Origin of the sequence: Mesorhizobium sp. LSJC280B00 (assembly GCF_000502835.1) — a bacterium.
GTDB lineage: Bacteria > Pseudomonadota > Alphaproteobacteria > Rhizobiales > Rhizobiaceae > Mesorhizobium.
Genome location: NZ_AYVL01000003.1, coordinates 182,572 through 203,516 on the forward strand (window position 1 = coordinate 182,572; position 20,945 = coordinate 203,516).

General features: G+C 61.5%; 25 protein-coding genes and 1 tRNA gene. 10 read left to right on the top strand and 16 right to left on the bottom strand.

All coding sequences use genetic code 11. The features are described from left to right. Window positions 1-55 precede the first annotated feature (55 nt). The 7 genes from X773_RS45565 to X773_RS45595 all read right to left on the bottom strand — a co-directional run bounded on the left by X773_RS45565 (window position 56) and on the right by X773_RS45595 (window position 5,301). Complete coding sequence (locus tag X773_RS45565) at window positions 56-883, bottom strand: ABC transporter permease (RefSeq protein ID WP_023675012.1); 828 nt, start codon at window positions 881-883, stop codon at window positions 56-58. Beyond that, window positions 880-1,593 (bottom strand): ABC transporter permease, encoded by a 714-nt coding sequence (locus X773_RS45570; protein ID WP_023675013.1) that lies wholly within the window; start codon window positions 1,591-1,593, stop codon window positions 880-882. Before X773_RS45570 ends, X773_RS45565 begins: the two co-directional genes overlap by 4 nt. A 118-nt stretch (window positions 1,594-1,711) precedes the next feature. After that, complete coding sequence (locus tag X773_RS45575) at window positions 1,712-2,494, bottom strand: ABC transporter substrate-binding protein (protein WP_023675014.1); 783 nt, start codon at window positions 2,492-2,494, stop codon at window positions 1,712-1,714. A gap of 213 nt (window positions 2,495-2,707) precedes the next feature. After that, the gene (mobB, locus tag X773_RS45580; protein ID WP_023675015.1) at window positions 2,708-3,217 is read right to left on the bottom strand and encodes a molybdopterin-guanine dinucleotide biosynthesis protein B; all 510 of its coding nucleotides are present in this window, start codon (window positions 3,215-3,217) and stop codon (window positions 2,708-2,710) included. Next, window positions 3,214-3,843 (bottom strand): molybdenum cofactor guanylyltransferase MobA, encoded by a 630-nt coding sequence (gene mobA, locus X773_RS45585; RefSeq protein ID WP_023675016.1) that lies wholly within the window; start codon window positions 3,841-3,843, stop codon window positions 3,214-3,216. Before mobA ends, mobB begins: the two co-directional genes overlap by 4 nt. A gap of 58 nt (window positions 3,844-3,901) precedes the next feature. Next, entirely contained in the window at window positions 3,902-4,822 is a 921-nt protein-coding gene (locus tag X773_RS45590; protein WP_023675017.1) for a DMT family transporter, read from the bottom strand. 122 nt (window positions 4,823-4,944) lie between these two features. After that, complete coding sequence (locus X773_RS45595; protein ID WP_023675018.1) at window positions 4,945-5,301, bottom strand: hypothetical protein; 357 nt, start codon at window positions 5,299-5,301, stop codon at window positions 4,945-4,947. A gap of 198 nt (window positions 5,302-5,499) precedes the next feature. Here X773_RS45595 and X773_RS45600 point away from each other — a divergent pair, with 198 nt between their 5' ends. Next, entirely contained in the window at window positions 5,500-6,228 is a 729-nt protein-coding gene (locus X773_RS45600; RefSeq protein ID WP_198023531.1) for a DUF1579 family protein, read from the top strand. Between the two features lie 51 nt (window positions 6,229-6,279). On the opposite strand, the gene X773_RS45605 is transcribed toward X773_RS45600, so the two are convergent. Both X773_RS45605 and moaA read right to left on the bottom strand, forming a co-directional pair. Beyond that, entirely contained in the window at window positions 6,280-6,753 is a 474-nt protein-coding gene (locus tag X773_RS45605; RefSeq protein WP_023675020.1) for a hypothetical protein, read from the bottom strand. A gap of 55 nt (window positions 6,754-6,808) precedes the next feature. Beyond that, window positions 6,809-7,804 carry a GTP 3',8-cyclase MoaA gene (gene moaA / locus X773_RS45610; protein WP_031211306.1) on the bottom strand — a complete coding sequence of 332 codons (996 nt, stop codon included), beginning with the start codon at window positions 7,802-7,804 and terminating at the stop codon, window positions 6,809-6,811. A 193-nt stretch (window positions 7,805-7,997) separates the two neighbouring features. Here moaA and X773_RS45615 point away from each other — a divergent pair, with 193 nt between their 5' ends. After that, complete coding sequence (locus tag X773_RS45615) at window positions 7,998-8,357, top strand: DUF971 domain-containing protein (protein ID WP_031211307.1); 360 nt, start codon at window positions 7,998-8,000, stop codon at window positions 8,355-8,357. A gap of 23 nt (window positions 8,358-8,380) precedes the next feature. Here X773_RS45615 and X773_RS45620 read toward each other — a convergent pair whose 3' ends face one another. Beyond that, window positions 8,381-8,809, bottom strand: a complete 429-nt coding sequence (locus tag X773_RS45620) for a nuclear transport factor 2 family protein (protein WP_023675023.1) — start codon at window positions 8,807-8,809, stop codon at window positions 8,381-8,383. A 159-nt stretch (window positions 8,810-8,968) separates the two neighbouring features. Here X773_RS45620 and X773_RS45625 point away from each other — a divergent pair, with 159 nt between their 5' ends. After that, entirely contained in the window at window positions 8,969-9,580 is a 612-nt protein-coding gene (locus X773_RS45625; RefSeq protein WP_023675024.1) for a pyridoxamine 5'-phosphate oxidase family protein, read from the top strand. Window positions 9,581-9,607: 27 nt separating this feature from the next. Here X773_RS45625 and X773_RS45630 read toward each other — a convergent pair whose 3' ends face one another. Then, entirely contained in the window at window positions 9,608-10,060 is a 453-nt protein-coding gene (locus X773_RS45630) for a MarR family transcriptional regulator (protein ID WP_023675025.1), read from the bottom strand. A 47-nt stretch (window positions 10,061-10,107) separates the two neighbouring features. Between X773_RS45630 and X773_RS45635 the strand changes: the two genes are divergently transcribed. Continuing rightward, entirely contained in the window at window positions 10,108-11,016 is a 909-nt protein-coding gene (locus X773_RS45635; RefSeq protein WP_023675026.1) for an alpha/beta hydrolase, read from the top strand. A gap of 34 nt (window positions 11,017-11,050) precedes the next feature. Here the strand turns inward: X773_RS45635 and X773_RS45640 are convergent, their stop codons facing one another. Continuing rightward, a complete protein-coding gene (locus tag X773_RS45640) occupies window positions 11,051-11,665 on the bottom strand; it encodes a TetR/AcrR family transcriptional regulator (RefSeq protein ID WP_023675027.1) in 615 nt (204 codons plus the stop codon). 98 nt (window positions 11,666-11,763) lie between these two features. Here X773_RS45640 and X773_RS45645 point away from each other — a divergent pair, with 98 nt between their 5' ends. Both X773_RS45645 and X773_RS45650 read left to right on the top strand, forming a co-directional pair. Further along, window positions 11,764-12,510 (top strand): 3-oxoacyl-ACP reductase family protein, encoded by a 747-nt coding sequence (locus X773_RS45645; protein WP_023675028.1) that lies wholly within the window; start codon window positions 11,764-11,766, stop codon window positions 12,508-12,510. A 219-nt stretch (window positions 12,511-12,729) separates the two neighbouring features. Continuing rightward, on the top strand, window positions 12,730-14,634 hold the full coding sequence (locus X773_RS45650) for a murein L,D-transpeptidase (protein WP_023675029.1): 1,905 nt from the start codon (window positions 12,730-12,732) through the stop codon (window positions 14,632-14,634). A gap of 11 nt (window positions 14,635-14,645) precedes the next feature. Here the strand turns inward: X773_RS45650 and X773_RS45655 are convergent, their stop codons facing one another. Both X773_RS45655 and X773_RS45660 read right to left on the bottom strand, forming a co-directional pair. After that, window positions 14,646-15,122: a hypothetical protein gene (locus X773_RS45655; RefSeq protein ID WP_023675030.1), complete on the bottom strand. Its 477-nt coding sequence runs from the start codon at window positions 15,120-15,122 to the stop codon at window positions 14,646-14,648. Between the two features lie 127 nt (window positions 15,123-15,249). Further along, a complete protein-coding gene (locus tag X773_RS45660; RefSeq protein WP_023675031.1) occupies window positions 15,250-15,501 on the bottom strand; it encodes a PepSY domain-containing protein in 252 nt (83 codons plus the stop codon). A 645-nt stretch (window positions 15,502-16,146) separates the two neighbouring features. On the opposite strand from X773_RS45660, the gene X773_RS77845 reads away from it, so the two are divergent. Continuing rightward, entirely contained in the window at window positions 16,147-16,812 is a 666-nt protein-coding gene (locus tag X773_RS77845) for a hypothetical protein (protein WP_210164204.1), read from the top strand. Window positions 16,813-17,090: 278 nt separating this feature from the next. Here the strand turns inward: X773_RS77845 and X773_RS45670 are convergent. Continuing rightward, window positions 17,091-17,165, bottom strand: a tRNA-Val gene (locus X773_RS45670). 102 nt (window positions 17,166-17,267) lie between these two features. Then, window positions 17,268-17,951: a phosphoglycolate phosphatase gene (locus X773_RS45675; RefSeq protein WP_023675033.1), complete on the bottom strand. Its 684-nt coding sequence runs from the start codon at window positions 17,949-17,951 to the stop codon at window positions 17,268-17,270. 144 nt (window positions 17,952-18,095) lie between these two features. On the opposite strand from X773_RS45675, the gene rpiA reads away from it, so the two are divergent. From rpiA to gor, 3 genes are all read left to right on the top strand, one after another. Next, on the top strand, window positions 18,096-18,827 hold the full coding sequence (gene rpiA, locus X773_RS45680) for a ribose-5-phosphate isomerase RpiA (RefSeq protein WP_023675034.1): 732 nt from the start codon (window positions 18,096-18,098) through the stop codon (window positions 18,825-18,827). Then, window positions 18,814-19,392 (top strand): DUF2059 domain-containing protein, encoded by a 579-nt coding sequence (locus X773_RS45685; RefSeq protein WP_023675035.1) that lies wholly within the window; start codon window positions 18,814-18,816, stop codon window positions 19,390-19,392. The genes rpiA and X773_RS45685 overlap by 14 nt, the downstream gene beginning before the upstream one ends. 118 nt (window positions 19,393-19,510) lie before the next feature. After that, window positions 19,511-20,899 (top strand): glutathione-disulfide reductase, encoded by a 1,389-nt coding sequence (gene gor / locus X773_RS45690; protein ID WP_023675036.1) that lies wholly within the window; start codon window positions 19,511-19,513, stop codon window positions 20,897-20,899. The last annotated feature ends 46 nt before the right edge of the window (window positions 20,900-20,945 follow it).

Here is a 20,945-nt window from a genome sequence, read left to right on the forward strand (position 1 = left end):
TCCCTTAGAAGCCTGCTTTGCGGTCTTCTTACCGGATCAGGCAAGGCGATGGGAGTCAGCGGTGTAGATGGATGGTGATGCGCCGTTCGATCCACTCGACGCCGTGGCGCAATGTTTCCACGATGATCAGATAGATGATCGCCGCCCAGATATACGACTGAAAGTCGAAGGTGCGCGCATAGGTGAGCCGGGTGATGCCCATCAAATCGTAGACCGTGATGATGGCGACGATTGCCGAGCCCTTGATCATCAGGATGATCTCGTTGCCATACGGGCGCAACGCGACGATCAGCGCCTGCGGCAGGATGATCTTCCACATCGTCTGCAGTTTGTGCAGGCCGAGCGAGGCGGCACCTTCCCACTGGCCCCTCGGCACGCTCTCGATCGCGCCACGCAAAATCTCGGCCTGGTACGCCGCCGTATTCAGCGAAAAGGCGAAGATCGCGCAGTTGAACGCTTCGCGGAAGAAGCCCCACAGTCCGACCATCTCGAGCTCCGGCCGGAAGGAGCCGACCCCATAGTAGACCAGGAAGGTCTGCGCCAACAGCGGCGTGCCGCGAAAGAAATAGACATAGGCATAGGCGAACCCCGAAAGGATCGGGTTCTTCGACATGCGTGCATAGGCGATCGGCACGGACAGGATCGCGCCAAGCACAATCGAGATGGCAACCAGCAACAGGGTGATGCCGAGGCCGGATATGTAGCCGGGTGCATATTTCTGGAAGAACTCCGGGTTCCACGCAGCGACCAGGTAGACGACCATGCCAATGCCGAGAGCGATCCACAGGCCGACCAGGACATGGCCGAGGATGCGTTGGCGCGACCAGCCGCGTGCGGGCGGCGGCGGCCGGTCGACTTTCAGCGTGTCGGTGGCAAGGCTCATCTCTTGACCTCGCTGCCGCCGACCGCTCGTTCGATCGCGTTGATGCCGAAGGAGGAGACGATCGCCAGCAGGAGATAGATGAGGCCGGCAAAACCGTAAAACAGGAACGCGTGCTTGGTGACGCGAGCGGCAACCCCGCTCTGCCGGAGGATCTCGTTGAGGCCGACGGCCGAGACGAGCGCGGTGTCCTTGAGCAGGATAAGCCAGAGATTGGCAAGTCCGGGCAACGCGATGCGGATCAACTGCGGCAGCACGATCAGCCGCATCGTCTGGCCGCTGGACAGGCCAACCGAATAGCCTCCCTCATATTGCCCTTTTGGAATGGCGCGGAAGGCGGATAAAAACACCTCGCTGGAATAAGAGGAAAAAATGAAGCAGAGCGCGATCATGCCGGCGACGAAGCTGTTGACGTCGGCGGACGTTCCGGGGCTCACCAGCCGGACAATGTACTGCAGGATCAATGGGATGCCGAAGAAGATCAGAAACAGCGTGAGCAGCTCGGGTATTCCGCGAAAAATCGTGGTGTAGATGTTCCCGGCCAGTCTCAGCGACGGCTCTTCCGACTGTTTGGCCAGCGCCACGAAAAAGCCGAGCGTCAGCCCGAAGGGCAGAGTGGCCAGCGCAAGACATACTGTGACAAACACACCCGCGGCGATGTCGTCGAGCCAGCCTTCGGGTCCCCAACTGAGAAGCGTCAGTGCGCTCTGCATCCGCCTGCCTGTTCTCCTTAAGGCTCTTTGAGACCCGTGCCGCGTCACCCCTCGTGCGCGGCATCCTTATAAGAACGGCGGGAATCTCCCGCCGTTCAAGTCCTCGTATGTCGGTCGATCAGGACTCGCCGCCATAAACATCATATTTGAAGTATTTGTCGTTGATTTCCTTGTACTGTCCGTTTGCTCGGATGGCGTCGATCGCCGCATTGAACTGGTTGACCAGATCGGTCTCGCCCTTGCGCACGGCAATGCCGGCGCCCGGACCGTGGATTTCGATGACCGGCTTGATTGTGCCGACCAGCTTGCAGCAGGCGCCGTCCGGCGAATCCAGCCATTGCTGCAGCACGACGATGTCGTCATTGGCGGCATCGAGCCGGCCATTGGCCAGATCGAGCTGGTATTCCTGTGCGGTCGGGTACGGCTTGACGGTGCTGTCGGTATAAGTCTTGGTCGAATAGTTGAAATGCGTGGTGGACGCCTGCACGCCGATCGTCTTGCCGGCCAAATCTTCCTTGGTGACACCCTTGATGTCGGTGTCCTTGGGCGCGGCAATCGCCGGCGGCGTATTGTAATATTTGTGGGTGAAGTCGACCTTCTCGGCGCGTTCCGGCGTGATCGACATCGACGCGACGATGGCGTCGAACTTGCCTGCCTGAAGGGCGGGAATGATGCCGTCCCAGTCCTGCGCGACAAAGGTGCACTTCACCTTCATCTCGTCGCAGAGCGCCTTGGCAATGTCGATATCGAAGCCTACGAGCTGGCCGTCGGCTGTCAGATTGTTGAATGGGGGATAGGCTCCCTCGGTGCCGATCCTCAAGGTCTTTTCCTGGGCCTGGGCAACGCCAAGCGTCAGCAGCGCAGCCGAAGCGGCAAGCGCGATACGCAGTGCAATACGCATAATGGTCCTCTCTGTTGGTCCCGGCCGTCGTTCCCGAACGGCTCTGTGGGCGGTGCTTTTGACCGCCCGCTGATGCGATATTCCCATTCTTTCCCAAGAAAAAGCAACTGCAAAACCGTCGCTTGAGGGAAGGTCATGTTCAGAAAGCGATGATGCTGGGTCAGACGCCTAAATTGGAAAGCAAGTGGGCGGAAACTGTCTTCTGCCGCATTTTCAGCGCGACAGGCTTGTGGCGCGCTCGATGAAGTCAGCTATCGAATTCGTGTCGTCGAGATCGAAGGCCGGCAGGTCTTCGCCGACAATGGGGAAGTCGGAGGCGATGGCGACAATGTGTGGATCGCCTGCCGAGAGCGGTGTCCGGTCCTTGGCCTCGAGCCGTCTCGTCTCGATTTTCTTGTGCGCTTCGCGCTTGTAACCCTCGACCAACACGATGTCGCACGGTGCCAGCCGTGACAGGATCGCGTCTAGCGTCGGCTCGTCCTCGCCGCGCAATTCGTGCATCAGCGCCCAGCGCCTGCCCGACACGACCGCGACCTCCATCGCTCCCGCCTGCCGGTGACGAAAGCTGTCCGCTCCGGGTTTGTCGATGTCGAAATCATGATGGGCGTGTTTTACCGTCGACACTTTCCAGCCGCGCCGGACGAGTTCGGCTACCAGCTTTTCGGTCAATGTCGTCTTGCCGGAGTTCTTCCAGCCGGTGATGCCGAAAATACGTCTTTTCATGGCTCGATGCTCTGCAACAGATGCACGGCCTGGGCAAGGTCGTCGGGAGTGTTGATGTTGAAGAACGGATCGATCTCGGCCCCGCCGGATTTCAGGATGGGAAATTCCACCTCGACAAAACCGTGCCGGTCGATGAACGCCGCAACGCGCCGGTTGTCTTCCTCGACGAGAAATTGTCGCAAGACCTGATCTAACCCTAGCGGCCAGAGTGCAAAGGTCGGATGCCGTTTGCCGCCGGAACAGGCGACCGCAATCGAGCCGGGGCGTTCGTCGGCTGCCGCGAGCAGCCGCTCGACCATATCCCTGGGCAGGAAAGGCGTATCGCCGGCAGCCGTGACCAGCGCCTGGCAGGTCGTGTCGGAAGCCCATTCGAGGCCGGTCAGGATCCCGGCAAGCGGCCCGGCATAACCTTTGACAGTGTCGGCAAGCACCGGAAGCCCCGTCGCGGCAAACCGTGTCGGATCGCCATTGGCGTTTAGCGCGAGCGGTCCGACCTGCGGGCCAAGGCGCGAAACGACACGGTCGAGCAGGGTACCGTCGCCAAGCGCAAGCAGCGTCTTGTCGCCGCCACCCATCCGGCTAGATCGGCCGCCGGCCAGAATGATCCCTGCGATATGTCGGCCCATCGTTTGCTGCCTAGACCCAAAATCCAGTTTTCAAATCAGACAGTCGTCGACAGTCACTCTATATGCCGTCCAGCGCCATGTCCGGTCCAGTGCTTTCGGCGGCTGTTTTTCGCCGTCCGACGATCCGTTCGCGGTAGAGTGCATAGAGGCCTGACGCGATGATGATCGTGGCACCGAGGATCATCGGCAGATCGGGGACATCGCCGAAGATCGTGAAGCCAAGCAAGATCGACCAGAGCAGGGCGGTGTAGCGAAACGGCGCGATGAAGGAGATATCGCCCACCCGCATCGCCGTGATGATGAAGTGATAGCCGATGAGCACGAGCACCGCCGCCAGCGCCAGGAACGCCGTGCTTTGTCCTGTCATCGGTGTCCAGCCGCCCATCGGCGAAAGCAGTGCCGCGCCCAGAACTGTCATGGCAAGTGCGGTGGCGGTCGACACCAGCAATGTTGGAATTGCCTGCGGGATCCGCTTGGTAGCGAGATCGCGCACCGCGCAGCATGCGACGCTGGCCAGCGCCAGCAGAGAAAAGACGCTGAACCCTTCGAAGCCGGGCCGCACGATGATCAGCACGCCGGCAAAACCGGCGGCAATGGCCAGCCAGCGCCGCCAGCCGACGCCCTCGTTGAACACAAGCGCGGCGCCCATCGTCACCGCCAGCGGCAGCGCCTGCAGTACGGCGGAGACATTGGCGATCGGAAGATGTGCCAGAGCAACCAGGAACGACACGGTGGCGCCGGCCTCGCCGGCGACGCGCAGCGCAACGGTCGGCTGCAGCATCGAACCTGGCCGGGCAAGCGCGCCCCGTTGCCACGCAAGCAGGCCAACGAACAGCGAAGCGAAGGCGCCGCGGATCAGCATGACCTGCGCCATGTTCATCGATTCCGATGAGAATTTGGTGATCGCATCGTTGAGAGTGAAACCAGCCATGGCCACCATCATGAACAACGCGCCGCGGAGGTTTGGCGAAAGAGGCAAGGCGATTACCGGGTGAGTCCTGCAGCGAGCGTCTAGCAGGCACCCACAAGACAGCAACGTCAAAGGGCTGGGCCACAGCCTTTCTGTGGCCCGTGACATCTGCCGCGCAAGAGCGGCAGGGCTTATTTGGGCGTCAGTACCTCGGTGCCGTTGCCTTCCTTGCCGGCAATCGTCCACAGGCCATGCAGCGAGCCGTCTTCCTGCACCTTGTAGACGACTAGACCGACCGCCTTGCCCATGACATAGCCGGCGGAGAAGGCATCGTCGTTGCGCATGCAGATACCGTCCGAGGACGAGCCGCCTGTCTCCCAATGGATCGTGCAGGTCGTCTCGCTGGTCAGCGTGATCGTCGCGTCGCCACCATAGGACGACCCATCGAAATTGGTGCCGGCCACGGCATAGGTGCCGCCGATCGACTGAGCCGCCGCGGGCAGGGCCGCGAGGCTGAGCAATGCAAGAGAAAGAATGAGTTTGCGCATATCGTATTCCCCCACTGGGCGAAGAACCGCTCCAGAGCAGAGGCTAGGCCCGAATGGGCTTGCGGTAAATCCGGTGACCGTTTGCGGACAAGACCTTTTCTGGGTGTGACCCCAAAAAAGGTGCCGTTCTAAAGGATGGGTTCGGAGGGCAAATTTGTCACACTGCGGCTCGAGGAGAATTTTTCGACGAGATCAAATTTGCTCGGCAAGATTCACCAAATTGGTCATTGTAAGCTTCTGATCGTGTTGGGGAGATGGTCCATGATGAATGCACGAGGCAATGCGGACTGGCTTGGCACAGGCAGCAGGCGGCATGTTTCGTCGGCTTTCCGGTTCTCCTCTGCCCTGGCGGTTATCCTCATGGCGATAGCGCCTGCGTTCGCCGAGAACGGCGCTTCGGCGTCGGCAGTCGAACGGATGTCCACGCCGGGTCACGAAGCGGATGAGCTCGCTCGCCGCGTCGGGAAATGGTCCGTCGTCAACACGATCTGGCCAACGCCCGGCGCCCAGCCGATCGTGATGACGGGGCTGGTGGCCGAGCGCACGATGATCGGTCCCTTCATGCAGGAGGTGATGCGCCCGGCGCCCGGGTCGAAAATGCCGGACTTCCAGCGGATAGCCTATTTGAGCTATGACCGGGTGGAGGGCCGCTGGAAGTATGTCTCCATGGACACCCGTTTCCCGGCAGGGATCATGCCCGCCTGGAGTTTTGGTGGCGAGGAGGACGGCAAGATTTCACTGCTGTTCCAGCCGCTTGGTTTCGTCGGCTTCGGCCCGGAGGTCGAAGGGCGGTTCACGGCCTCCGATTTCGTCATTTCCAGGGACGGCGACAATCACGAAGTGGCCGAGCAACATTTCCTCCAGGCCAATGGCAGCGGCAAAAAATGGCTTGCCGTACGATATGACTACACGCGCCAACAACCGTGACTCGCTAGCAAAAACAATAGGCTGCCAATAAGTTCTGACGTCGCCGGATGCTCACGGTCCCCTGAGGCTGCCGGCGATCGCATCGACGAGCGGGTCGTATTTCGATTTCAGGGCTGGCGGGTAGTCGATCCAGACCGTGCGGATGACACCGTCTTTTCCGAACAGGCGGCGTTCATAGAAGATGTTCCCGCCTTTGATGCCCGACAGCACCGCCCAGTCCTTGCCGGTCTTGCTGTAGGTGATCCTGTAGCCAGGTTCCTTGCTGGCCCTCTCGGCGGAGACGAAGGCTGTCGGGGTGTCATCATCGATGTTGAGGATACCCGAACAGATCAGGCTGGCGCCATCGGCAGTGAGCCATTGTTGTCCATCGCCATTGTCCGGCTCAGGCTGGCGAAGAGTGAAGATTTCATCCGGAAAGGTGCAGATGGTACCGAAGCGCTCGTTCGTGTAGGTAAATGGCGCGGCAACTGCCGTGGTCCCCGCCATCACTCCGAAAAACGTCAGGACTGCAAAAAACCGCTGCACGCTTTGCCTCGCGCCGATACCAAGGCGATTATTCTTGCACGAAATCGGCGAAAAATCAGCCGCCGGTGACGCTCATATGCCGCGACACCGACGGACGGTTGGTGCGGCGATCGATGATGAAGTCGTGGCCTTTGGGCTTGCGGCCGATTGCTTCGTCGATGGCATCGGCGACCAGCTCGTTGCCTTCCGACGCACGCAGCGGCGCGCGCAGGTCGGCGGCATCTTCCTGGCCGAGGCACATGTAAAGGGTGCCGGTGCAGGTCAGCCGGACCCGGTTGCAGCTTTCGCAGAAATTATGCGTCATCGGCGTGATGAAGCCCAGCCGTCCGCCGGTCTCGGCGACTTGGACATAGCGGGCCGGGCCACCGGTCTTGTAGGGAATGTCGCTTAGCGTGAACTGGCGTTCGAGAGCCGCGCGCAGCAGCGACAGCGGCAAATACTGGTCGGTGCGGTCGGCGTCGATCTCGCCCATCGGCATGGTTTCGATGACCGTCAGATCCATGCCGCGGCCATGCGCCCAGCGCAGCATTTCCGGCAATTCGGCGTCATTGAAGTCCTTCAACGCCACGGCGTTGAGCTTTACCTTCAGCCCGGCCGCCTGCGCGGCGTCGATGCCGTCCATGACCTTGTCCAGATTGCCCCAGCGGGTGATCTGGCGGAATTTGTCGGCATCGAGGGTATCGAGCGAGACGTTAATGCGCTTGACGCCGCAGTCGGCGAGCTCGGTGGCAAAGCGGGAAAGCTGCGATCCGTTGGTGGTCAGCGTCAGCTCTTCCAGTGCACCACTCTCGAGATGCCGCGAAAGCTGGCGTACCAGGTGCATGATGTTCTTGCGCACAAGCGGCTCACCGCCGGTGAGGCGGAGCTTGCGCACACCCTTTTCGATGAAGACCGTGCAGAGCCGGTCGAGCTCTTCCAGCGACAGCAGGTCCTTCTTCGGCAGGAACGTCATGTCCTCGGCCATGCAATAGGTGCAGCGGAAATCGCAGCGGTCGGTGACCGACACGCGCAGGTAGGTGATCGTGCGACCGAAAGGATCGATCATATCCATGCTTGTGCGCTTCCCGTGGGCGTGAACGGCTTCGTTATATATGGCTATGTGATACGAGCCAACTTGGCATTCAAGATAGAAGCTCGCGATCATCGGTAACATTCCGACGCCGACAGATCATGTCGGAAGTTCTGAAACGGCCTGTTCCCTCGACGCGAAGCGGCGTAGGGAAGGGTGGTATTCCGCAGGATCCATCAGCATGACAGCGCCAAAAGAACTCAGGGTCTCGAAGGACCGCAAGCTGCTTTCCGTCACCTTTCCGGGCCATCAGCCGTTCGAATTGTCGGCCGAGCTGCTGCGCGTCGCCTCGCCATCGGCCGAGGTGCAGGGCCATTCGCCCGAACAGCGCGTCACCGTTCCCGGCAAGCGCAATGTAACGATTCTGAAGATCGAGCCGGTCGGCAATTATGCCGTGCGCATCACCTTCGACGATTTCCATGATACCGGCATCTTCACCTGGAATTACCTGCATACGCTGGGTCATGAGAAGGATGCACGCTGGGCCGCCTATCTCGCCGAACTGGAAGAGAAGGGGCTGAGCCGCGACCGTTGAATGGATCCCGCAGGACTCTCAGGTCAACGCAGGATTGCCAGTATCTCGCTGGTGTCGTGATAAAACGGCGTACCTTCGATCAGCCGATCATCCTTGAAGCGCAAGACTTCGGCAAACGGCTGTTTGATGGTTGCACCATTGGCCCGCGATGTCAGCGAAAGCGAGCAGCTCATGAACACCGTGTCATCGTTTTGGGCGACCTGAAGGTCCTCCACCGCCACGTCGCTCCAGATTTCCCGCATTTTGCGGAAAAGGGCGCCAACGCCGTCGAGGCCGTTCCAGTCACCGGCATAGGGCAGGGAGCGCGGCTCATGCACGACAATCTCGGCATGAAATGCGCCGGCAAGCACATCAAGGCTCTCCGACCCTGATTGCAGGAAACGCATTTCAACATTGAACATGTTTTCAATAAGTTCCATGGCGGTGCGTCGCCGGTCGAGCGGTTTATCCATTTTTGACCTCCGTATCCATTGGCACGATCATGCAGGTAAAGCGGTTTGCCCTTGTTTGCGTTGCCTCGACACCCGTTTCCTGATGACCGGCAAACGGGCACTTGTCGTGAAAACGTCATCCATCTGGAGTAGCGCCGGCAAAGCTTTGGAGACGAAAACATGTCCATGATCACCAGCATCGAACAGCTTGAAGCGCTCTATGGCCTGCCCGGCGAGGCGTCGGTGGTCAAGGAACTCGACCAGCTGATTCGCGAATACGCAGCTATCATCGAGGCTTCGCCGTTTGCCGCGCTCGCAACCTGCGGGCCAGAAGGGCTGGACTGCTCGCCGCGCGGCGATCTCGCCGGGTTCGTCCGCATCCATGATCCGAAAACGCTGATGATGCCGGACCGGCGCGGCAACAACCGTGCCGATTCGCTAAGGAACATCCTTCGCGATCCGCGCGTCGCGCTCCTGTTCCTGGTGCCGGGTTCCGGCACGACGCTGCGCGTCAATGGCCGCGCCCACATCACCACCGATACCGGGCTCTGCGCCTCGTTCGCCGTCGAGGGCAAGCCGGCGCGCTCGGTGACGATCATCGAGATCGATGCGGTTTATTTCCAGTGCGCCCGCGCCATCCACCGATCGGAACTGTGGAATCCGGCAAGGCATGTCGACCCGAGATCGCTGCCGACTCCCGGCCAAATCCTGGAAATCACCAGCCGCAAGAACATTGACGGCGAGGTCTACGACAAGGAATGGCCCGAGCGCGCGAAAAAATCGATGTGGTGAAGCATTTGGTGGTGGAGCACTGGGCTGTCAGGCGGTCTTCAAAACCTCGGCAATCCTACGCATCTGTTCGCCGATCATGTCACATTGTTCCGGCGTCGACTGGCTCATCGCCTTCTCGATCAGCGCCATATGGACCTTCAGCGCCTGCATCAGCAGTGCCTCGCCGGCCTCTGTCAACGTCAGCCTCAGCACGCGCTTGTCCTTCTCGTCGCCCTCGCGGCGCAGCAGGCCACGGGCCTCCAGCTGAGGCAAAAGCATAGTGATGTTGGAGCGGCCGACCAGCAGCCGACGAGCAAGGTCGTGCTGCGACATGCCGGGATGACGGTAGAGGTTCATCAGCACGTCGAGCTGCGCCGGCTTCAGGTCGAGCGGCGCAAGCTTCACCGCCAGGGTGCGTTCCACCACATGGCAGGCGCGCGCCACCGCGACCCAGTTGCGAAAACGCGGGTTGTCCCAGGGCAGGTCTTGCTTAATGTTCATGTTTGAACTATTATGTTCATGCTTGAACCAATGAATGGATCGCCACTATGGCATCATTTGGACTGAAGGTCATCCGCGGCACGTTCGGCGTGGCTGAGCATGTGGCACCGCGACTCACCGGGCGTGCTGCATTCGAGCTGTTCTGCCGCACGCCGCACGAGAAGAGCTTGAGCAAAGGCGAGCGCAGCGCAATTGATCGCGCCGCCGATTTCATGACCCAGGCACGCCATCACCGGCTAAAGACCAGAACCGGCTGCGTCATGGTGCATGAATTCCGGCCCGAGCCGGGCAGGGCGACTGCCGGCACCGTGCTCGTCATCCATGGTTGGCGTTCGCGCACCGAATACATGCGCGCGCTGATCGAAGCCTATCGCGATGCCGGCTACAAGGTGGTCTCGCTCGATCTGCCGGGCCACGGCCAGTCGCAGGGCCGCCGGCTTACCCTGGTCAGTGCGGTCGATGCGGCACGGGTTGCCGGCGAATGGTTCGGCCCGTTCGCGGCCATTGTCGGCCATTCCTTTGGTGGTGCCGTTGCCGCCAACGCCGTCGCCGGTTCGATCAGGAACATCCCGCGATTGGCGGCCGGGCGGCTGGTGCTTATCGCCGCGCCGAGCTCGCTGCCGGCGATCTTCGCTGATTTCAGCCGCATGCTGAATGTCGGCTCGCGCTCGCAGGCCGCCATGGCCGACCGGGTCGAGCGCATCGCCGGCCGGCCGTTGCACGAGTTCACCGGTGACCGCCAGCTCGCAAGCACGCCGCTGCCGACGCTGGTGATCCACGCGCCGAACGACCGCGAAGTGTCCGCCGAGCATGCAAGGCTCTACGCGCGCGCCGGCGACCATGTGCGGCTTTACTGGGCCGACGGGCTCGGCCACCGCCGCATTCTCGCCGACAGGGGTGTGGCGGAGCGTGCCGTTGGCTTCGTTGCCGGCAGACTGGAGCCGTCTCTGCAGTGACCTGAATATCGTTCTTGTCAGCCGGTTTCGACCGTCACGCCGCCCCGGTGCTGGCCATCGCTATCCAAGCTGCCATCGCCCCGGCCACCGTCGCCAGAAGAGCCGAGCGCGACGCGCCGTCGCGCGCCTGGATCGACATGCCGTGCTGCACGGTCGCGTAGAAGGTCGCGGCCGTACCGCAGTCGAAATCGGCCGGCAACTCTCCCTCGGCCACGCCACTCTCGAGGCGTCTCAGCAAGGCTTCGCGGTTTTCGGCGCGGCGACGGCGCAGATCATCGCAGATGGCGCCGCGGCTTGAATCCTGGTGCAAAGCGCCGAGCGCGATAAGGCAGCCTTGCGGGCGACCGGTCTGTGAATAGGCCCTGGCCGTCTGCCGCAGGAACCGCTCGACCGCCTGGCGCGCGGTCGGCGCCTTGTCCAGCGCGGACCAGATCTCGGTTCCCTCGACCCGCGTGTAAAGCTCGGTTGCCTCGAGAAACAGCGCTTCCTTGCTGCCGAAGGCGGCATAGAGGCTGGGTGAGTTGATGCCCATTGCAGCGGTCAGGTCGCTTATCGACGCGCCCTCATAACCCTTGGCCCAAAACACTTCCATTGCGCGCCGCAAGGCGGCGGCTCGATCGAAGGTGCGGGGGCGGCCTCGTTCCGGCATGGCATCCTTTCTGTATTGATCGATACATAATTCAGTTGACGTGGTTCAGCAAGGCTGGCAGATATTTATGTATCAATCACTACAAAATGGAGAAGCAGATGTCATCCAGAAGCTTGAACGGCAAGGCCGCCCTCGTCACCGGCGGCAGCCGCGGCATTGGTGCGGCGATCGCAAGAAGGCTCGCGGCCGACGGCGCAGGCGTGGCGATCACCTATGTGAATGGCGAGGAAGGGGCGCGTGCGGTGGTCAGGGAAATCGAGGCGGCCGGCGGCCGGACCTTTGCCATCAAGGCCGACAATCGCGATGCTGGTGCGATCGAGGCGGCAGTCGATGAGGCAGCAAAAGCCTTCGGACGGCTCGACATCCTGGTCAATAGCGCCGGCATCTGGCGCGCTGCGCCGATCGATGTCCTGTCGCTTGCCGATTTCGATGAGACAATGGAGGTCAACCTCAGAGCCCCGTTCGTCGCCGCCAAGGCGGCAGCAGCGCATATGGGCGAGGGTGGCCGGATCATCTCGATCGGCAGCAATCTGGCCGAGCGTGCCACGGACGCCGGCCTGAGCGCCTATTCGGCCAGCAAGGCTGCCTTGGTTGGCCTGACCAAGGCCTTTGCACGCGATCTCGGTCCGCGCGGCATCACCGCCAATGTCGTCCATCCGGGGTCGACCGATACCGACATGAATCCGGCAGGCGGCCCGCACGCCGAGCATCAGCGCCAGAAGATGGCGATGCCTCGCTTCGGCACGGCCGACGAGATCGCCGGCATGGTTGCGTGGCTTGCCGGCCCCGAAGGGCGCTTCGTGACAGGCGCGGCATTGACCATCGACGGCGGCGCCAACGCTTGAGGTTTGGCTCACGGGCACTACCATTGGTCGGGAGCGACGGCGGATTCGCTCCCCCGTCACGACGTTGTGAAACCGTTCTGCAACAGACGTTCCGAAATTTATGAAAGCTTAACGAAATCAGTATGAATCAGTGTAGTCACGCCTTACATCCGCCATGGGGTGGGCGAGACCGTGAAAGCGGTGCGGAACGGGATCCGGTTCAACCGGAGCGGGTGATCCATGAAACTCCTTGGAAACAAAGCAACCGTGCTGCCGTTTGCGGTGGCCGCGGCAATGCTGGCCTTCGGGGCGCCGAAGGCTGAAGCGCAAGGGTTCTTCGACATGCTTTTCGGCGGCGGCGTCAAACACGCACCGCCGAAAGGTAACTTTCCGCCGCCACCGTCAAAATACAAGCCGAAGCCCAAGGCGCCGGCCGCTTCCGGTGGTGGGGGCGGTGGTGGTGCGCAAATCAGCGGCCCGTCCTATTATACCTACAAGAGCGATCCGCTGGTGCGCGTCGATTTTTCGGCACTGTCGGCAGCGCCTGAACCAGCAACGCCTCAGGACGCTGCTTTCGAGCCGGCGGCCACCGGGGCTGCATTCCGCGAAGCCATTGCCGGCCTCGACGGCTATGATCTCTACGCCGAGAAGGACATCGCCAAGGCGCTGATCGCCTATTACTCGGCCAATCCGGATTTCATCTGGGTGACGGGAACCAGTCCCAGCAGCCGTGCCCAGGATGCCGTGCGGGTGCTGGGCGAGGCCGCGAGCTACGGCCTGACGCCCGCCGACTACACCGTCGAAGTTCCGGCAGCAGGCACATCGGCGGGCAATGTCGATGAACGCCTGAAAGAGCTGGTCCGCTTCGAGATGGCGCTGTCGGCGCGTGTCCTGCGCTACGCCCGTGACGCACAAAGCGGCCGCGTCGATCCCAACCGCATGACCGGCTACTACGATTTTCCGCCGAAGCCGCTCGACATGGAAGGGGTGCTGAAGGCGCTGGCCCATACCCAGCAAGTGCGCATTTATCTCGAGTCGCGGCATCCACAGAATTCCGAGTATCAGGCGCTGCGCGTCGAACTGGAAGCGCTCCAGGCCAGCGCCGAAGACGAAATCACCATCGATCCCAATCTGCTGTTGAAGCCGGGGCAGACCAGCCCCGAGCTGCCGAAGCTTTTGACAAAGATCGCGCGCAATCTCGATGACGAGATGGGCGGCGCCTATGGCGAGGTCCTGGCGAGGCTCGCTACCAGCGAGGTCTACGATCCGGAGCTGGTGCCGGTGATCAAGGCGGTGCAGAAACGGGCCGGCATGAAAGGCGACGGCGTCATCGGCCCGCGTACCGTTGCATCGTTGGCCGGAACGTCCAAGGCTGACAAAATTCAGAAGGTTCGGGTTGCGCTCGAAGAGTTGCGCTGGTTGCCTTCCGACCTTGGCAGCCCGCGCGTCTTCATCAATCAGCCGGCTTTCACCGCGAGCTATATCGATGATGGCGAGGAGAAGCTGAAGACCCGCGCCGTGGTTGGCAGGCCCACCAACCAGACTGCTTTCTTCTATGACCAGATAGAGCAGGTCGACTTCCATCCTTATTGGGGCGTGCCGCAGTCGATCCTGATCAACGAGATGCTGCCGCGGCTGCGCCGGGATCCTGGCTATCTCGACCGCGCCGGCTACGAGGTGGTCAATGCCCGCGGCAAGCGCATTCCCTCGTCCTCGGTCAATTGGGGCGCCTACGGCGCAAAGATACCCTACGGCGTGCGCCAGCTGCCGAGCGAGGCCAACGCGCTGGGCGAGCTGAAGATACTGTTCCCCAACAAGCATGCAATCTACATGCACGATACGCCGCAGAAGTCGTTTTTCCAGCGCGACATGCGTGCGCTCAGCCATGGCTGCGTTCGCTTGCAGGATCCGCGCGGCATGGCCGCTGCCGTGCTCGGCACCTCGGTCGACTACATCGAGGACAAACTGAAACACGGACATTCGACCGAGGACGTGACACGCAAGATCCCGGTCTATGTCGCCTATTTCACCGCATGGCCGGACCTGTCCGGCAAGGTAGAATATTTCAATGACGTCTACGGCCGCGATACAAGGCTGCAGCAGGCGCTCGACAGCACGGAAGCGGTGCGTTCGCCGGCAAGCTGACGAATGCGGTTCTAGCGCTGAAACAGTGGACGCCGGAAACCGGCATCGCGTCCGGCGATGAGCCAATAGACCAAGCCCGCGACAACGCCTGCGGCGGCAATGATGCCGATATCGGCCCAGCGCTCCGGGTTCGTGTCATCCGGTACACTGGGCCAGATCAAGGCGAAGCCGCCAACCGCGGCCGCCCCGCCGAAGACCATGTGCAGCCAAAAATTGCGCAGCGAGAAAAACTCGGCAATCAGTGCGAAGATCAGCGTCTGCAAGCCGGTCAGCACGATCGTCAGAAAATAGATGAACATGCCTAGCGGCGGCAACAGCAGCACCGCAACGGGGGTGACACCCATGACGTCGAAATAATTCGGCGCATTTGGCAGCGAACTCAGCCCGCCATAGATCGCCGCCACCGCGATCAGCCCAACCAGTACCGCTATGAAATAACCCGCGAGCATCATCAGAAAGCGTTTCAATACGTGCTTTACCGTCGCCATGCCCACCCCCGCGCGCAATGATAGCACTCAGTCAGCCATCAAAGTCATATCTACGCAAGCGTCTGCCGAAGGCCGGGGGCCTTCGAGGCGCGCCATTTTTTAGAATCTGGACCGTTGGCGCCCAGCTTCATTTCGGCGCGGCTGTCACCGGATCGTAGGTGATTTCGACTTTCGCCTTGTCGCTCGTGTAATAAATGACGGTGTAGCCATCGCTGTCCCAATCGATTTCCTTGATGTAGCGGAAGTCGTCGCGCTGCTCGACCTTGGCGATGATTTCCGACAGCTTCTTGGCATTCTGCGGCGGCACCGGATTTTCGTCCGCGGCAAAGGCCGATCCGCCGACAAGCAGCACGGCGGCCGCCAAAACAAGTCTGGACATGGCTTTCCCTCACATCTCGATCAGCAGAAACTCGTTTCCATGCAGGTTTGTTCCGGGATCGCCGGGCGTTGCGCTACAAGGAGGCGCCGGCCGTACCTGATTTATGGCTGCCGAAAGAACACGGCGACTGCTTAAAATCATGATGCGTCGCCTCAACATCGCGGCCGTAATAATGCCGGTGGTCATTCGGGGTTTTACATGCAAATGCGTCATGCCATCATATTTGTACTTTCCATACTTTCCATCCTGGCCGTTTCGATGCCTGTGCAGAAAGCCGCAGCGCTCGAACCTGAACGCTATACGGTCTATTGCGCCGACGACCGCATCGAGGTTTCGTTCTGGGATATCGAGCAGATGAGGTGCGGGCCGGCTCCAACGTTTGCCAGTTCCAGAGCTATACAAGCTACAGCAGCGCTTCGAATTTCGCCCAAAAGAATTTTGGCGGCGAGGGGGCGACCTGCAGCTGCTAGTGGTAAAAATCTGACGCTTGGTGCCCGATGCGGATTATCTGTTCCGACCCTTTCCGGTCGTACAGACGTGGCAATGCTACGGCGTCAGTTGACCCGTTCCGATCATTGGCCATCTTGCAACCGTTTGAAATCTGGCGCTAGATGGGACATGGGACCATTACTGCGCGAGGTCTCTATGGCAAACACAGATGAAGGAACGCGCGTAGCAGGAGTTTGGCTTGCGATCGCCTCTATCCTGCTGGCAGGCGCGCTGGTCGGCCATGGTCCGATCGATCCCGACATGGGTCGCCAGATGGGAGTCATCACCGACGACCCTGTCCGATGGGCGATCATCCATTGGGTTTCCGCGGTAGCGCTATCACTGTTCGTCCTGACAGGTCTGATCGTGCTGGCGGCCAGATCGCGCCTCACCGAGGCGTGGTGGACGTTGTCTGCCTGGGGTGTGCTGACTGTCGGCGCGCTCTGGACCATGACGACCGCGGTGGCCGAGGCCACAGTGGTCTCCGCCGCTGCTGCCGCCGGGGACACGGCAACTTTCGAGGCCTGGTGGGCATTTTCCGAAGGAAAGGCTAACGGCTTCATGTTTTTGGCGTTGGCCGTTGCCGTGATCGCTGGCAACGAGGCGCAGACCACTCACCGAGCCACGCCGGTCTGGGCATCGTACATCGCAGTCGTGGCCGGAATTGGAGCCTTCCTCGGTTGGCCCCTGGGCATGTGGCTCGGAGTCACCCTGGGCAGCTTCGTCTGGGTCGTGGCATCACTGGTGATGTCCGTGTGGACACTTTGGTTCGGGTTGGGTTTAGCGCGGACCGTGATCGGGCTGCGGCCTCACAATGGGTGACATCGAGTCCGTAGCGGGAGCGTAGCGAGCGACCGCTTGATGACCGCGACGGGCGCTCCAGCCGCTCCGAGGCGGCGGGGATTGCTTCGCGCCGCTGAAAACGGCCTCGACGCGCGAGTTTGCCGAATGGGCAATATGCTTGCAGTAGGCGCGATAAAAGCCGCTTCAGCAGCCGGAGCGAAAGGCAGGTTTACCCAGAGCGGGCCTACTGCTTCGGCACCAAGCGTCAGATTTTGACCACTAGCCGCTCTGACTTGGAATTGATTCAGGAAAGCAGATGGTGGGCGATGCAGGGATTGAACCTGCGACCCCACCCGTGTGAAGGGTGTGCTCTCCCGCTGAGCTAATCGCCCGCTCGTTGCCCGAAGGCCAAGCGCGCCGCGATATAAGGGAGGCCGGCCTGCTAAGTCAACCACTTGTCGGCCGTCATCTGGCGGTCTGGACTATGGCCGGCTTCAGCCCTCTGCCGCGGCCATCAGTCTTTGTATCAGATCGAGCGTCAACGAATCGAAATGCGAGATCACCGCCGACGGTTCGAACTCCCGCACATGACGATCGGTGTAGCCGAAATCGACTGCCACCACCGGAATCCCGGCGGCTTTCGCCGTGTCGATGTCGGTCTGCGAATCACCGACCATCAGTGCACGGTGCGGATCGCCGCCGGCGCGCGCGATGGTCTGCGTGAGATGGCGCGGGTCGGGCTTGCGGAACGGAAAACTATCCTGACCGCAGATCGCCGCGAAATGCCTGGTCATACCGAGCGCCTCGATCAGCGCCACCGAATTGGCCTCGTATTTATTGGTGCAGATGGCCAGCAGGTAACCGGCTGCCTCGAACCGTGCGATCGCCTCGGGGACGCCGGGGTAGGGGCGCGATTTGCCGGGGATGTTAACAGTGTAATGGTCCAGAAACAGCTTGAGCAGGCGGTCGTGCTCCTCCACTGCCAGCGACCTGTGCTGCGCTGCGTGAGCGCGCTCGATCATCACCCGGCCGCCATGGCCGACGAAGCGCTTGAAGCCGGCCTCGTCGACGGCCGCGAGCTGGCTGGCGGCAAGGCTGTGGTTGAGACTGTCGAGCAGGTCCGGCGCCGTGTCGATCAGCGTCCCGTCGAGGTCGAACACGATGATCGGTCGGGTCATGGCCTGTCCTGTGACGATTTGATTGCCGGCAGGCGATAACCGCTGCGGCCCGTTCAGGCAAGACGGCTTATCCACCGCGGGCAAGGTCCTTTGACCAGCCCGGCAAAAATGCTACGAGCGCCGAAACAAATCTCGGGACCCGGCATGGATGCGAGGCAATTGAAGGTTGAGGCCGCGCGGGCAGCGCTTGCCCATGTCACGGATGGCATGCGGCTCGGCATCGGCACCGGCACGACGGCGGACGAGTTCGTGCGGCTGCTCGCCGACAAGGTCGCCACCGGCCTGACTGTCATCGGCGTGCCGACCTCGGAGCGCACCGCCGTCCTTTGCACCGAGCTTGGTGTGCCGCTGTCCACCCTCGAGCAAACCCCCGAGCTCGACCTCACCATCGACGGCGCCGACGAGATCGATCCGGCGCTGACGTTGGTCAAGGGCGGCGGCGGTGCGCTGCTGCGCGAAAAGATCGTCGCGGCGGCCTCCGCCCGCATGATCGTCATCGCCGACAGCTCCAAGATGGTCGAGATGATCGGCCGTTTTCCGCTGCCCATCGAAGTCAACCGGTTTGGCCTGCGCGCCACCGAAATTGCGGTCGGCGCGGCGGCTGCAAACCTTGGCCTTTCCGGCCCTGTTACATTGAGGATGACGGGGAGCCAGCCATTTGTTACAGACGGCGGCCATTTTATCCTCGATGCATCTTTTGGCCGCATTCCGGATACAAGAGCGCTTTCGAATGCTCTCCACGCCATTCCGGGCGTGGTCGAGCATGGTCTTTTCATCGGGCTGGCATCAACGGCCATCATAGCCGGCGGCGACGGCATCCAAACCGTCCATGCCGCCCGAAAATCAGGGAGTTTTACCGATCATGATGTTGCATAACCGGGTTGGCCGCTTTTTTGCCATTCTGGCGGCCTCGGCCGTTTTCGCGTTTTCGTCGCCTGCGTTTTCGCAGGACGTCACCGATGCGCATTTGAAGGCGGCGCGTGCCGCCGTCGCGGCGATCCATGCGACGGATACGTTCGACAGCATCCTGCCGCAAGCGGCCGCGGCACTGGAGCAGCAGCTGATCCAGAAGAACCCGGACATGCAGGAACTGATCGCCAAGACGATCAACGAGAAGGCGATGACCTTGGCATCGCGCCGCGCCGACCTGGAAAAGGAAGCGGCGCTCGCCTATGCAAAGGTGTTCTCGGAAAAGGAACTCAATGAAATCGCCGCCTTCTACAATTCCGATTCCGGCAAGAAGCTGCTCGACAACGGCCCGATCGTGACGCGCGAACTGGTGAAGGCTGCCGAGATCTGGCAGAACGGCCTGGCTCGCGATCTCGCCCAGCAGGTCGGCGAGACCCTGGGCGCGGCCGCGAATGCCAAGGCGCCGGCTGCACCTGCCGACGGTACCGCTCCGGCCGATGGCGCAGCTCCCGCGGACGCTACACCGAATTGATTGCGGACTTCCGAGCCGCCTGACCGCCACTGGACCAAAAGCCCGGCAAGTCCGGGCTTTTCTTTTGATAGTCGGCAGCCTACCTGTCTCGGGGTTTTGAGGGGCAAGGAGTTCAGCCATGGCCGGTTACGACTACGATCTTTTCGTCATCGGCGGCGGCTCCGGCGGGGTGAGGGCGGCGCGCGTCGCGGCAGCACTCGGCAAGCGTGTCGGCATTGCCGAGGAATACCGCTATGGCGGCACATGCGTGATCCGTGGCTGCGTGCCGAAGAAGCTCTATGTCTACGCCTCGCAATTCCCCGAGCATTTCGCCGATGCCGCCGGTTATGGCTGGACGGTGCCTGAGGCGCGTTTCGACTGGCAGACGCTGGTCGCCAACAAGGACCGCGAAATCAGCCGGCTGGAGGCCATCTACCAGAACAATGTGCAGGGCGCCGGCGGCGAGGTCTTTCATTCGCGCGCCACCCTGGTCGATCGGCATGTGGTGCATCTTCTCGGTGAGGATCGCACTGTTACCGCCGACCAGATCCTGATCGCTACCGGCGGGCGACCGGCGCCGCATCCGGCATTGCCCGGCCATGAGCACTGCATCTTTTCCAACGAGGCCTTCGACCTCAAGGAACTGCCGAAGGCAATCATGATCGAGGGCGGCGGCTATATCGCCGTCGAATTCGCCAACATCTTTCACGGCCTCGGCGTCGACACGACGCTGGTCTACCGCGGCAAGGAGATCCTCAGCCGTTTCGACATGGACCTCAGACGCATGCTGCACGACACGATGGAAAAGAAAGGGATAAAAATCCTCTGCCACGCCGTGTCCGAGTGGGTCAGGAAGCGGCCTGACGGCCGGCTCGACGCGCTTGTCACCGGCGGCACGGTGCTGACGGTCGACCAGGTCATGCTCGCCATCGGCCGCATTCCCAATACCGAGAACATGAGCTTGGAAGGCGTCGGCATCGAGATGACCAAAACCGGGGCAATCCACGTCGACGAATACTCCCGCACCAACATCGACAACATCTGGGCAATCGGTGACGTCACCCATCGCGTGCAATTGACGCCGGTGGCAATCCACGAGGCGATTTGCTTCGTCGAGACTGCCTTCAAGGACAAGCCGACGGCGCCCGACCATGACACGATCGCTACCGCCGTCTTTTCGCAGCCCGAGATCGGTACGGTCGGCCTGTCGGAGGATGAGGCGGCAAAGCGCTTTTCGGATGTTGAAATCTACCGCGCCACCTTCCGGCCGATGCGGCACACACTTTCCGGCCGCGACGAAAAGATGCTGATGAAGCTGGTCGTCGACGGCGCCTCGAAAAGGGTCCTCGGCGCCCACATCCTCGGGCCGGATGCCGGCGAAATGGCGCAGCTTCTCGGCATACCGCTGAAGGCCGGCCTGACCAAGGATGATTTCGATCGCACCATGGCGGTGCATCCGACCGCCGCGGAAGAACTCGTCACCATGTACAAGCCGACTTACCGGGTGAGAGATGGTGAGCGCGTCTGACTCGACGACAACCCATCGCGGCAACGAAATTGCCGCGATGGAAGTG

Excerpts from the sequence above, each read along its gene's own strand:
- X773_RS45630 (WP_023675025.1), bottom strand. The coding sequence starts at position 10,060 with ATGAACATTAAGCAAGACCTGCCCTGGGACAACCCGCGTTTTCGCAAC.
- X773_RS45575 (WP_023675014.1), bottom strand. The coding sequence starts at position 2,494 with ATGCGTATTGCACTGCGTATCGCGCTTGCCGCTTCGGCTGCGCTGCTG.
- X773_RS77845 (WP_210164204.1), top strand. The coding sequence starts at position 16,147 with ATGGCAAACACAGATGAAGGAACGCGCGTAGCAGGAGTTTGGCTTGCG.
- X773_RS45655 (WP_023675030.1), bottom strand. The coding sequence starts at position 15,122 with ATGGCGACGGTAAAGCACGTATTGAAACGCTTTCTGATGATGCTCGCG.
- mobA (WP_023675016.1), bottom strand. The coding sequence starts at position 3,843 with ATGGGCCGACATATCGCAGGGATCATTCTGGCCGGCGGCCGATCTAGC.
- X773_RS45660 (WP_023675031.1), bottom strand. The coding sequence starts at position 15,501 with ATGTCCAGACTTGTTTTGGCGGCCGCCGTGCTGCTTGTCGGCGGATCG.
- X773_RS45620 (WP_023675023.1), bottom strand. The coding sequence starts at position 8,809 with ATGGATAAACCGCTCGACCGGCGACGCACCGCCATGGAACTTATTGAA.
- X773_RS45645 (WP_023675028.1), top strand. The coding sequence starts at position 11,764 with ATGTCATCCAGAAGCTTGAACGGCAAGGCCGCCCTCGTCACCGGCGGC.
- X773_RS45625 (WP_023675024.1), top strand. The coding sequence starts at position 8,969 with ATGTCCATGATCACCAGCATCGAACAGCTTGAAGCGCTCTATGGCCTG.
- moaA (WP_031211306.1), bottom strand. The coding sequence starts at position 7,804 with ATGGATATGATCGATCCTTTCGGTCGCACGATCACCTACCTGCGCGTG.
- X773_RS45685 (WP_023675035.1), top strand. The coding sequence starts at position 18,814 with ATGATGTTGCATAACCGGGTTGGCCGCTTTTTTGCCATTCTGGCGGCC.
- mobB (WP_023675015.1), bottom strand. The coding sequence starts at position 3,217 with ATGAAAAGACGTATTTTCGGCATCACCGGCTGGAAGAACTCCGGCAAG.
- X773_RS45640 (WP_023675027.1), bottom strand. The coding sequence starts at position 11,665 with ATGCCGGAACGAGGCCGCCCCCGCACCTTCGATCGAGCCGCCGCCTTG.
- X773_RS45650 (WP_023675029.1), top strand. The coding sequence starts at position 12,730 with ATGAAACTCCTTGGAAACAAAGCAACCGTGCTGCCGTTTGCGGTGGCC.
- X773_RS45570 (WP_023675013.1), bottom strand. The coding sequence starts at position 1,593 with ATGCAGAGCGCACTGACGCTTCTCAGTTGGGGACCCGAAGGCTGGCTC.
- X773_RS45595 (WP_023675018.1), bottom strand. The coding sequence starts at position 5,301 with ATGCGCAAACTCATTCTTTCTCTTGCATTGCTCAGCCTCGCGGCCCTG.
- gor (WP_023675036.1), top strand. The coding sequence starts at position 19,511 with ATGGCCGGTTACGACTACGATCTTTTCGTCATCGGCGGCGGCTCCGGC.
- X773_RS45565 (WP_023675012.1), bottom strand. The coding sequence starts at position 883 with ATGAGCCTTGCCACCGACACGCTGAAAGTCGACCGGCCGCCGCCGCCC.
- rpiA (WP_023675034.1), top strand. The coding sequence starts at position 18,096 with ATGGATGCGAGGCAATTGAAGGTTGAGGCCGCGCGGGCAGCGCTTGCC.
- X773_RS45635 (WP_023675026.1), top strand. The coding sequence starts at position 10,108 with ATGGCATCATTTGGACTGAAGGTCATCCGCGGCACGTTCGGCGTGGCT.
- X773_RS45675 (WP_023675033.1), bottom strand. The coding sequence starts at position 17,951 with ATGACCCGACCGATCATCGTGTTCGACCTCGACGGGACGCTGATCGAC.